10 protein-coding genes and 1 pseudogene are annotated in these 10,096 nt (G+C 72.8%); 9 read left to right on the top strand and 2 right to left on the bottom strand.

The genetic code is table 11. From position 1 onward, the window contains the following. The 6 genes and pseudogenes from ACZ6RT_RS30650 to ACZ6RT_RS30625 all read left to right on the top strand — a co-directional run. Window positions 1–387, top strand: a pseudogene (locus tag ACZ6RT_RS30650) (phospholipid carrier-dependent glycosyltransferase); the annotation flags it as partial. Window positions 388–497: 110 nt separating this feature from the next. Beyond that, complete coding sequence (locus ACZ6RT_RS30645) at window positions 498–1,733, top strand: hypothetical protein (RefSeq protein WP_470157381.1); 1,236 nt, start codon at window positions 498–500, stop codon at window positions 1,731–1,733. 389 nt (window positions 1,734–2,122) lie between these two features. Continuing rightward, window positions 2,123–3,355 (top strand): AI-2E family transporter, encoded by a 1,233-nt coding sequence (locus ACZ6RT_RS30640; RefSeq protein WP_470157380.1) that lies wholly within the window; start codon window positions 2,123–2,125, stop codon window positions 3,353–3,355. Window positions 3,356–3,624: 269 nt separating this feature from the next. Further along, window positions 3,625–4,269, top strand: a complete 645-nt coding sequence (locus ACZ6RT_RS30635) for an SRPBCC family protein (RefSeq protein WP_470157379.1) — start codon at window positions 3,625–3,627, stop codon at window positions 4,267–4,269. Between the two features lie 181 nt (window positions 4,270–4,450). Beyond that, window positions 4,451–5,203, top strand: coding sequence for a MerR family transcriptional regulator (locus ACZ6RT_RS30630; protein WP_399188272.1), 753 nt, complete (start codon window positions 4,451–4,453; stop codon window positions 5,201–5,203). Then, window positions 5,200–6,183 carry a hypothetical protein gene (locus ACZ6RT_RS30625; protein WP_470157378.1) on the top strand — a complete coding sequence of 328 codons (984 nt, stop codon included), beginning with the start codon at window positions 5,200–5,202 and terminating at the stop codon, window positions 6,181–6,183. The genes ACZ6RT_RS30630 and ACZ6RT_RS30625 overlap by 4 nt, the downstream gene beginning before the upstream one ends. Here ACZ6RT_RS30625 and ACZ6RT_RS30620 read toward each other — a convergent pair. Continuing rightward, window positions 6,152–6,739, bottom strand: a complete 588-nt coding sequence (locus ACZ6RT_RS30620; RefSeq protein ID WP_399188276.1) for a helix-turn-helix domain-containing protein — start codon at window positions 6,737–6,739, stop codon at window positions 6,152–6,154. The two genes, ACZ6RT_RS30625 and ACZ6RT_RS30620, sit on opposite strands and share 32 nt — an antisense overlap. 208 nt (window positions 6,740–6,947) lie before the next feature. On the opposite strand from ACZ6RT_RS30620, the gene ACZ6RT_RS30615 reads away from it, so the two are divergent. Further along, window positions 6,948–8,462, top strand: coding sequence for a ricin-type beta-trefoil lectin domain protein (locus tag ACZ6RT_RS30615; RefSeq protein ID WP_399188278.1), 1,515 nt, complete (start codon window positions 6,948–6,950; stop codon window positions 8,460–8,462). 119 nt (window positions 8,463–8,581) lie between these two features. Here the strand turns inward: ACZ6RT_RS30615 and ACZ6RT_RS30610 are convergent, their stop codons facing one another. Then, window positions 8,582–9,076, bottom strand: a complete 495-nt coding sequence (locus ACZ6RT_RS30610) for a MarR family winged helix-turn-helix transcriptional regulator (RefSeq protein ID WP_399188280.1) — start codon at window positions 9,074–9,076, stop codon at window positions 8,582–8,584. Between the two features lie 71 nt (window positions 9,077–9,147). Here ACZ6RT_RS30610 and ACZ6RT_RS30605 point away from each other — a divergent pair, with 71 nt between their 5' ends. Continuing rightward, entirely contained in the window at window positions 9,148–9,570 is a 423-nt protein-coding gene (locus ACZ6RT_RS30605) for a nuclear transport factor 2 family protein (RefSeq protein ID WP_470157377.1), read from the top strand. Window position 9,571: 1 nt separating this feature from the next. Continuing rightward, window positions 9,572–10,063: an SRPBCC family protein gene (locus tag ACZ6RT_RS30600; RefSeq protein ID WP_470157376.1), complete on the top strand. Its 492-nt coding sequence runs from the start codon at window positions 9,572–9,574 to the stop codon at window positions 10,061–10,063. The last annotated feature ends 33 nt before the right edge of the window (window positions 10,064–10,096 follow it).

Genomic DNA, 10,096 nt, shown 5'->3' with positions numbered 1-10,096 from the left:
TGGTACGGCGGCCTGGCCGCGCTCATCGCCATGATCGCCTGGTACGTCGCCACCCGCGACTGGCGCGCCGGGGCCGTCCTGCTCGCCTACGCCGCCGGCTGGCTGCCCTGGTTCTACTGGGCGATCGCCGACAACCGGACGATGTTCCTGTTCTACGCGATCCCCATGGTGCCCTTCATGATCCTGGCGATCGTGCTCGCGGCCGGGCTGATCCTGGGCCCGTTGAGCGCCACCCCGGTCCGGCGGATGGTCGGCGCCGCGGTCGTGGGCGCCTTCACCCTGCTGGCGCTGGTCAACTTCTGGTGGCTGTACCCGGTGCTCACCGGCGAGCTCATCCCGTACGCCGAGTGGAGTTCACGGATGCTCTTCAAGAAGGGCTGGATCTGAGAGCCCGGATATGAGCCACTTGGAAGACATTTCTTAGGGTAGGCGCCGTGCAGGATCCATTACGTCACGTTCATCGTCAGAGCAGGCCCGTATACGGCAGACTTCGAGGCATGCCTGCACCGGACGTGGCCGCACTCCTGTCCGAGCTGGAGCGTTCCGAGCCCGCCTCCGCCGAGCACGCCCGCAGCGCGATCGACTGGCTCACCGGCGGCGAGCCGCTGGAGACGATCACCCAGCTCAACGTGTGCGAGTTCCTCTGGTACACCCTGCCCTGCAAGGTCACCGGGGACCGCGCCGCGATCGCCCGGGCGCTGGGCCGCCTGCTGCGGCTGGGCGGCCTGGAGCGCTACGCCGCGCTCTGCTCCTCGTCCACGACCACGCACATCCTGCGCACCTACGTCCGCCTGGGCGAGGACGCCGGTACGGCCGCCTACCAGAGTGCCCTGGACGCCACGGGTGTGCTCCCGCCCGACGTCCCCGAGCTGCGGTGGAGCTCGATCATGGGCCCGGAGGAGCTGGGCGCGCACGGCGCCTGCTCGGCCGCGCTGGAGCTGGCCATCGTCTCCGGCGAGCTCGTCCCCGCCCCCGGCGAGTCCCTGCCCTCCGCCGAGGGGCGCCGTCGGCTCACCAGCCGCTGGCTCACCGCGCCCCGCCCCGAGCTGGGGGGCGACAACTGGCTCCACCGCGTCCAGGGCGAGCGGCTCAACCGCTGGGTGCTGGGCCGGGGCACCGCCTGGCGCGAGCTCGCCCAGCCCTTCGAGGTACGGCTGCACGCCCCCATCCCGGCACCGCGTGAGGCCCACCTGGACGCGCTGCGCTGGCTGCTGGAGGCCGGCCTGCGGACCGGCGGCATCCCGCTGACCCAGCGGCACAACCTGGCCCGTTCCGTGCTCGCGGAGAGTCCCTGGAGCGGCGCCGAGCTGGCGGCCGTCCGCGAGGTGGCCCAGGACCAGATGGGCGCGCTGCGCCGGACCGGCAGGCGGCTGGTGACCACCCAGGCGGGCGAGCGCCTGCTGGGCGACGCCGACCTGCTCTGGGAGACCGTCACCGCCGCGCTGCTCGCCCCCGAGTCCGGGGAGAACGGCTTCCGCGCCTCGGCCAGGGAGGTGGCGCTGATGCTGCTCGCCGACGGAGCCCCGGCCGACCGCGACCACGTCGCCGCGGTGATCGACTGCACGGAGTGGCAGACCGTGGAGGTCGACGCCTCGCTCAACGAGCTGGGCAAGCGCCTGGACGCCTTCGGCCTGCGGGCCGGGGGCCGCCTCACCGTGGCCGGTCGCTCCGCCGCCCTGGCCGCCCTGCGCGGTCACGCCCTGCGCCCCCGCCAGTACGTCAACATGACCTGACCCGCGGGCCCGGCCGTCCCGCGATCCCCGTCCGCCCGACGACCACGACGGCGGCCGGGGCGACGACCGGGTGGCGACCGGGTGGCGACCACGGCGGTCACGACGGCGGTCACGGTCCGCGCGACGACCAGGGCGGCGGCCGGGGTGGTGACCACGACGCCGGTCAGGGCGGCGACCAGGGGAAGGGCCTCCCGGGAAGGCCGACTATCTCCCGCGTGAACGGGCAGTGGCCAGGGGTGTCCGAGTCCACTTCCGGCGGCCGCGGCCCGTCGGCATCCTCCCCGTCCACCTCCGGTGTCCCGCCGACGGGACCGGAGGCCCCCGCCCGCCCCACCGCACCGGCCGAGAGCGCCGTACCGAACGGGAACGCCGTGCCGGACGGAAGCACCGTGCCGGGTGCGCCCGCGGGGGCGGCCGTGCCGGAGACCGGCACGGCGGCTCCGGAACCGATCCTGACGTCCGCGGGGCCCCTCGTGCTGCCCGGTGTCCCGCCCGCGCCCCCCGGCAGGGCCGCGGCCGTCACCCCGGACAGGGTCGTGCCCCCGGAGGCTCCGGCCGGCGCCTCCCCGGCGCTGCCGTTCGGCCGTCCCGGACGCTCGATGAGCGGCAACCCGTTCGTGTTCGGCTTCACCGCCGCCCTGGGCGTGCTCACCGCCTGGTGGCTGGTGCAGGCGGTGGTGACGGTGAGCTCGGTGCTGATCCTCATCATCGTCTCGCTCTTCCTGGCCATCGGCCTGAACCCGGCGGTCGAGTTCCTCCAGCGGCGCCGTGTCCCGCGGTCGGGCGCCATCACCGTCGTCTTCCTGGGCGTCATCCTGGTCTTCGTGGTCGTCGGGTTGGCCATCGTCCCCCCGCTGACCACCCAGTCCACCCAGTTCGTCGCCGAGCTCCCGCAGTACGTCCAGGAGCTGCAGAACAACCCGCTCATCCGCGACCTGGACCAGCGCTTCCAGATCCTGGAGAAGCTCCAGCAGTACTTCACGAGCGGGGCCTTCGGCACCCAGATGTTCGGCGGCGTGCTCGGCATCGGGTCGGTCGTCATCGGCGCGGTCTTCAACTCGCTGACGGTCCTGGTGCTGACGCTGTACTTCCTGGGCTCGCTCAAGTCGCTCAAGCGGATGGCCTACCGGTTGTTCCCCCGGACCCGCCGCAACCGCGCGGCCCTGCTGGGCGACCAGATCATCGACAGCATCGGCGGGTACGTCGCCGGAAACCTGATCATCTCGCTCATCGCGGGTGTCACGACCTTCATCTTCCTGAGCATCATGGAGGTCCCCTACGCCCTGGCGCTCTCCCTGATCGTGGCGCTCACCGACCTCATCCCGCTGGTCGGCGCCTTCATCGGCGCGGGCGTCGCCTCCCTGGTGGGTTTCTTCGTCTCCCCGACCGTCGGCATCGTCTGCCTGATCTTCTTCACGATCTACCAGCAGATCGAGAACTACTGGATCGCGCCGGCCGTGATGAAGAGCTCGGTCGACGTGCCGCCGCTCGCCACGATCGTCGGCGCCCTGCTGGGCGGCGCGCTGCTGGGCGTGCTGGGCGCGCTGCTCGGCATCCCGATCGTCGCCGCGGTCCTGCTCATCGTCCGGGAGGTGGTCCTGCCCCGGCAGGAACGCTCCTGACCGGTCGGGTCCCCGGCCCGGCCCGTTCGCGATCGAGCCCGGTCCTGGACGAACCGGTACCGGTCGGACCAGGTGGGCCGGACCAGGCAGGAAAAGGGCCGCGTCGAGCCGTGTCGAGCCGTGTCGGAGGGCCGGAGACGGGCGGAGGGCGGTGGCGGCCCGGGACCGTGCCGCAAAGATTTTTCCCTTCTTAATCCCAAAAAGTCGGTAGATCACGACAACATGCGATAAAAGATCGTTTGTAACTACTGTCTCCTCTTGGGGTATACGTGAAGAAGCACCTCCGACTTCTTGCGGCCCAGCTGTTCGCCGCCGCCCTCGTCCTCACCGCTCTCTCCGGCCCCGCCCGCGCCGACACCCCCGTGGACGACGCCCAGATCGCCGCCGAATGGCAGGCCGCGTGGGACACCCACCGGTTCTACGAGAACACCCCGCCCGCACCGGGCTCGGGCCGGAGCCAGGCCGAGGACAGCATCTCCATCACGATCGACGCCCCGATCGCCCGGGTGTTCCCGGCGTACATCGACTTCAGCAACCACATCGGCAAGCACTCCTTCCTGAAGCGGGTCGTCACCCACAGGGACCGGTTCGTGGGGGCCGAGCGCCACATCGACCTGACGGCCGTCGAGGAGCTCCCGTACCAGGGCACGATCGTCACCATCAACACGCACGCCCAGCAGCGCATCAACTACCAGGGCCACTACTACGAGACGGACAGCTGGACGTTCCCGGGCGTCGTCACCCACCAGAGGATCGTCTTCACGAGGCTGTCCGGCACGAAGACCCAGGTCACCGAGTACCTCACCTTCGAGGCGGACACCTCGATGATCGACTTCGCCATCGCGAACGGGGTCGCCTCCCACCAGGCGACGCAGGCCGCCCTGAAGCAGGCCATCGAGAACCACGACCTCTGACCCCTTCCCGGGACGTCCGTCCCCTCGACCTCGTCCCGGGCCGTCCGGCCCTCACGTGAACCCCTGAGCCCTCGGCCGGGACCGCGCCCCGTCGCGCGTCCCGGCCGTCGCGCGTCCCGGGAGGGCGTACCGGCGCGGACGCGGTTGACCTTGCCGCGACGTCAACGTTTCTAATGAGGGCATGAGGATCGGCGAGCTCGCCGCGCTGGCCGGGGTGTCCACCCGGACGGTGCGCCACTACCACCACCTGGGACTCCTTCCCGAGCCGGTACGCCGGGCCAACGGCTACCGGACCTACCGGCTGCGCGACGCGGTCGTCCTGGCCCGCGTACGGCGGCTGGCCGAGCTGGGCCTGTCGCTGGACGAGATCCGCGACGTGCTGGCCGACGACCGGGGCCGGGAGCTGCGCGAGGTGCTGGAGGAACTGGACGCCGACCTGGCCGCGCAGCAGCGGGCGATCGGCGCCCGGCGGGAACGGCTGGCCGCGCTGCTCGCGGAGGCGGACCCGCACCCCGACTCGGCGGTCTCCCCGCAGATGGCGTCGGTGCTGCGCGACCTGTCCGTCGAGGGCTCGGCGTTCGCCGCGGCCGACCGCGAGCTGCTGGCGCTGATGGACACCGCGACCGACCCGGCCGGCCGCGCCCGGCTGTTCGACCTGCTCCGGCCGCTCACCGAGCCCGAGGCGCTCGCGCGCGGGCACGCCCTGTACGCGCGGCTCGACGAGCTGGCCGACGCGGACCCCGGCGACCCCCGGGTGGCCGTGCTCGCCGCCGACCTGGTCGCGCACCTGCCCGCGGAGATGGCCGAGACGATACTCACCGAACTGGAGAAGCCGGAGGCCGAGACGTGGACGGAGGCGATGGGCGACATGCTGCCCCCCGCGCAGGTCGAGACGTTCCGGCTGGTCGTGGCCATGCTGAGGGAGCGGGCATGATGCTCCGGATCGCGCGTGCCGCGATGTTCGCCGTGCTCCCCGCGGAACTGCTGCTGGTGGTCCTGCTCGTGGCGGGGGTCTCCCTGCCCGTTCCGGTGCTGGTCGGGGCCGAGGTGGCCGTGGCGGCGGTGCTCGTCCTGGAGACGACGGTCGCCTACCGGCTGTTCCGGGCCGGGCGGCGGGCCGGCGCGGACCGGCGCGCCGCGCTGCGGGCCACCGTGGAGCGGCTGGTGCCCTCACGGGTGCGCCGGATCATGGGGTTCGAGCTGAAGGGCGCGGTGAGCCTCGTGCTCTGGGCCGCGCGCCGCCGCGACGGCGTGCCGCCCGGAGCCGTCGCCGTGCCCTACTCCGGGGGACAGTCCTCGACGCTGCTGCTGCTGGTCTTCGCGATGGCCGTGGAGACCGCCGTGGTGGACCTGGTGCTGCTCTCGACCGGCGTCCCTGCCGCACCGCGCCTCGCGGTGCTGGTGATCGACCTGTCCGGGATCGTGTACGCGCTGGCGTTCGCCGCCGCCTGCGTGACCCGGCCGCACGTGGTGACCCCCACGGAACTGCGCCTGCGCTACGGCGCCTACCTCGACCTGCGCGTCCCGCGCGCCCTGATCTCCTCGGTACGGGTCTCCCCCTGCTACAACGAGAGCGGCATGGTCACCGTGAAGGACGGCCGGCTGGGTCTGGCGGTAGGGTCGCAGACCAACGTGGTCGTCGAGCTGAGCGAGCCGGTCACCGTCGTCCGCCCGCTCGGAGGGCTCGCCGAGGCGACCGTGATCCGCCTCTTCACCGACACCCCCGGCGTCCTGGTGAGCGCGCTGCGCTCCGGCGAGCACGCGGTGCCCCCGGGAACCGGCAGGACCGGTGGGACCGGCGGGAACACCGCGGGCACGGGAACCGGCGGGACCACCGGGACGGGCGGCACCGCGACCGGCCGGGCCGCGGGCCGGCCGCCCCTCAGTGAGCGTCCCGCCGCGGCCGGGCCCTGACGTGCACCCGTTCGCCCTGGGGCCCGAACAGGCTGAGCATCTCGGCCACCCCGGGCCCGGGGTTGGCGAAGAAGTGCGGGATCCGGGTGTCGAACTCGGCCACCTCCCCGGCGGTGAGCAGCACGTCCCGGTCGTTGAGCCGCAGCCGTAGCCTGCCGGACAGCAGGTACATCCACTCGTACCCCTCGTGGACCTGGAGCTCAGGCTCGTGCGAGGGCCAGTTCACCGGGACCACCATCTTGTAGGCCTGCAGGCCGCCGGGGCGGCGCGTCAGCGGGATGAACGTCATGCCGTGCCGCTGGAAGGGGCGCGGGTGGACCCGCGGGTCGCCCGTCACGGGCGCGCCGACCAGCTCGTCGAGCGGCACCTGGTGGGCCCGTGCCAGCGGCAGCAGCAGCTCCAGCGTCGGCCTGCGCTGCCCGGCCTCCAGCCGCGAGAGCGTGCTCACCGAGATCCCGGTCGTCGTGGAGAGCTGGGCGAGGGTGACCCCCCTGCTCTGCCGTAACGACCGCAGCCGGGGGCCCACCGCGTGCAGTACGTCGTCGAGGTCGTCCACTCCTCCATAGTGCTGCATCCCTCATCGGCCCGCCCGCGGACGGCCCGCCCGTGCGGGGGCGTACGACGTGACACGCCCCCGCACGGGCGGGCCGCGCGCTGATCGCATTGCACCCCCGACCCTTATTGACTTCATCTGTAAGAAATGAAAAGTTTCTTTCCTGAGAGCGCTCTCACGCCTCGTCCACCCCCCACTCGAAGGACCCGTCGTGAGATTCAGCATGCTGACCGGTGTGGCGGTACTCGCCGCCGCGCTCGTCCTCCCGCCCGTGCCGGCGCAGGCCGTCACGGTGCCCGGACCCGGCCCGGACCCGTCCAGGGCGGCCACCGCCGAGCAGGCGCTGCAGCGCGACCTCGGGTTGACCGCCACCGAGGTCCGCGTCCGCCAGGCGCACGAGGCCGCGGCCTCCGTGGTGGAGCGGCGGCTTCGCGCCCGCCTGGCCGACCGGTTCGCCGGTGCCTGGTTCGCCCCCGGTGAGGCACGGCTGGCCGTCGGTGTCGTGAACGACGCCGACGCCGCCGTGGTCCGCGCCGCCGGCGCGGTGCCGGTGCCCGTGCCGCGCAGCGAGCGGCAGCTGACCGCCACCAAGGACGCGCTCGACCGGGCCGCCGGCCGCGCGGGCAAGGACGTGCACACCTGGTACGTGGACGTGGCCGCGAACACCGTGGTGGTCTCGGCGGCCGAACGCTCGGCGGCCGAGCGCTTCGTCAAGGCCGGTGCCGTCGACGCCGGCGCGGTGCGCGTCGCCGTCAGCGAGGCGCCCAGGACCCTCTACGACATCCGCGGCGGCGACCAGTACGTCATCAACGGCAACACGCTGTGCTCGGTGGGCTTCTCCGTCAACAACGGCGGCTTCGTCACCGCCGGGCACTGCGGCGGCACGGGCAGCCCCACCCTGGGCCACAACAACGTCTCCCAGGGCACCTTCGCGGGCTCGTCGTTCCCGGGCAACGACTACGCCTGGGTGCGCACCAACGGCAACTGGACGCCCCGCCCGTGGGTGAACAACTACGGCGGCGGCACCGTGCCGGTGGCCGGTTCCCAGGAGGCCGTGGTCGGCGCCTCGATCTGCCGCTCCGGGCGGACCACCGGCTGGCGCTGCGGCGTCATCCAGGCCAAGAACGTGACCGTCAACTACTCCGGCTCCCTGGTGCACGGGCTCACCCAGACCAGCGCCTGCGCCGAGGGCGGCGACTCGGGCGGCGCCTACATCACCGGTGACCAGGCCCAGGGCGTGACCTCCGGCGGCGCCGGCAACTGCTCCAACGGCGGCCACACCTTCTACCAGCCGCTCAACGAGATCCTGAGCGTGTACGGGCTGACCCTGACCACCACCGGCGGCGGGGGCGGCAGCCGGCTCATCGGCTGGCAGGACAGGTGCATCGACATCCCCGACGGCATCCCCGCCGACGGCAAGCGCCTGCGGGTGTGGGACTGCAACACCACCCCCGCCCAGAGCTGGACCTTCCCCGGTGACGGCACCGTGCGGGCCATGGGGATGTGCATGGACGTGGCCTGGGGCTCCACCGCCAACGGCGCCGCCATCCAGCTCGCCAACTGCAGCGGAAACCCCGCCCAGCAGTTCGTCCTGACCGCGGCCGGCGACCTGGTCAACCCGCAGTCCAACAAGTGCGTGGACGTCACGAGCTGGGGCGGCAACGGCACGGAACTGCAGCAGTGGGACTGCCTCGGCGGCGCCAACCAGAAGTGGCGTCGCGGCTGACCCCGTGGTGGCGGCCGGTGACGTTCTCGGCCGGTGACGTTCACCGCCGGTGACGTTCGCGAGCGGTGACGTTCGCGGCCGGTGACACGGTGTGGCGGGGCGGCCCGGTGGCCGTCCCGTCACCCCTCCATGCTCCCGGCCAGCTTCTCCAGCAGCGCGTCCAGCCGGGCGCGCTCGGCCTCGGTGATCCCGGCGGCCAGCCTCGCCAGACCGGCCACGTGGTCGGCCAGCGCCCTCTCCAGCAGTTCCCGCCCGGTGTCGGTGAGCCGGACGCGGACGCCCCGGCCGTCCTGCGGGTCGGGTTCCCGTCGCAGGTGGCCCGATCGTTCCAGCCGGTCGATGCGGTTGGTGACCGCCGCCGGTGAGAGCAGCAGCGCCGGTGCCAGCTCGCCCGGGGACAGCTCCCCGCCTCCCCGGTAGAGGGTGGCGAGCACGTCGAACTCCCCCCGGTTGAGCCCGTACGGGTGCAGCACCGCGGCGATCGCGGCACCGGCCTGCCTCTCGACCCTGGTCAGCCTGCCGAACAGCGCCATGAGCCCCGGATCCACGTCGGGCCGCAGGGCGGCCCACTGCTCGACCATGCGCCGTACCGGATCCCCGGCCTCTTCCGTCATCCCACTATTTTGACATCGAAATAGATCGGTGCAAGTATTTCCACGTCGAAATACATTCGGGAGGTCCGATCATGAGTACCGCGGTCACCGTCAACGCCCGGGTCGTCCGGGACTTCTACGCCGCACTCGGCAGGGGTGACCTGGAGGCGGCCCGCGGCGCGCTCACCCCGGACTCGGTCCTGCACGTCCCCGGGCGCAGCGCCAACACCGGCGACTACGAGGGCCGCGACGCGGTCATCGGATTCGTCGCCGACGCCTCGGCCGTCACCGGGGGGACGCTCACGCTGACCGTCCACCGCGTCCTCGCCGACGACGAGCAGGCCGTCGCCCTGACCACGTACACCGCCACCCGCCCCGGCGTGGACGTCCCGCTGGAGAACAACCTGGCGCACGTCATGACCATGCGGGACGGCCTCATCGCCGAGTCCTGGCTGCACAGCCGCGACCAGTACGAGGTCGACGAGTTCTGGGGCGCCCGGCCGGCGGGGGCCTGACATGGGCACGATCACCGGCATGCGGGTCGTCCGGACCTCGCTCGACACGGCGGCCCGGCTGTTCCTCGACTGGTCGCACGACCCGCTCTGGCGGGCGCAGGTCCGGCGGATGGACGTCGAGCCGCCGGGACGGGCCGTGACCGGGCAGCGGATCGTCGAGGAACTGCGGTTCGCGGGCCTGACCTTCGTCACGCCCACCCGCGTCGAACGGGCCGGTCCCACCTTCGCCCAGTACCGGGGCGGCGGCGCCACGGTCACCGTGAGCGGATCCCGCCGCCTGGAGGCCCGGCCCGACGGCGTGGTCGCCCTCGTCGCGACCCTCGACGTCCGGTTGCGCGGCCCCCTGCGCCCGCTGACCGGGCTGCTGATCCCGTCCTACCGGCGCCTGCAGGAGGACGACCTCGACCGCCTCGCCGCGATCCTGGGCGACGGCGTGCCCGACGAGGACCTCACCTCCTCCCGTTCCCGCCCGGCCTCCGAAGGTCACCGCTGACGGCCGGCCGCCGAAGGTCACCGCTGACGGCCG

It is taken from the genome of Streptosporangium sp. NPDC050148 (assembly GCF_055586505.1).
Note: the sequence above shows the minus strand (reverse complement) of the source record. Positions and strands in the feature narration are given on the sequence as shown.

Coding starts and splice junctions, on each gene's coding strand:
- ACZ6RT_RS30645 (WP_470157381.1), top strand. CDS start 498: ATGCCTGCACCGGACGTGGCCGCACTCCTGTCCGAGCTGGAGCGTTCC.
- ACZ6RT_RS30630 (WP_399188272.1), top strand. CDS start 4,451: ATGAGGATCGGCGAGCTCGCCGCGCTGGCCGGGGTGTCCACCCGGACG.
- ACZ6RT_RS30625 (WP_470157378.1), top strand. CDS start 5,200: ATGATGCTCCGGATCGCGCGTGCCGCGATGTTCGCCGTGCTCCCCGCG.
- ACZ6RT_RS30610 (WP_399188280.1), bottom strand. CDS start 9,076: ATGACGGAAGAGGCCGGGGATCCGGTACGGCGCATGGTCGAGCAGTGG.
- ACZ6RT_RS30605 (WP_470157377.1), top strand. CDS start 9,148: ATGAGTACCGCGGTCACCGTCAACGCCCGGGTCGTCCGGGACTTCTAC.
- ACZ6RT_RS30600 (WP_470157376.1), top strand. CDS start 9,572: ATGGGCACGATCACCGGCATGCGGGTCGTCCGGACCTCGCTCGACACG.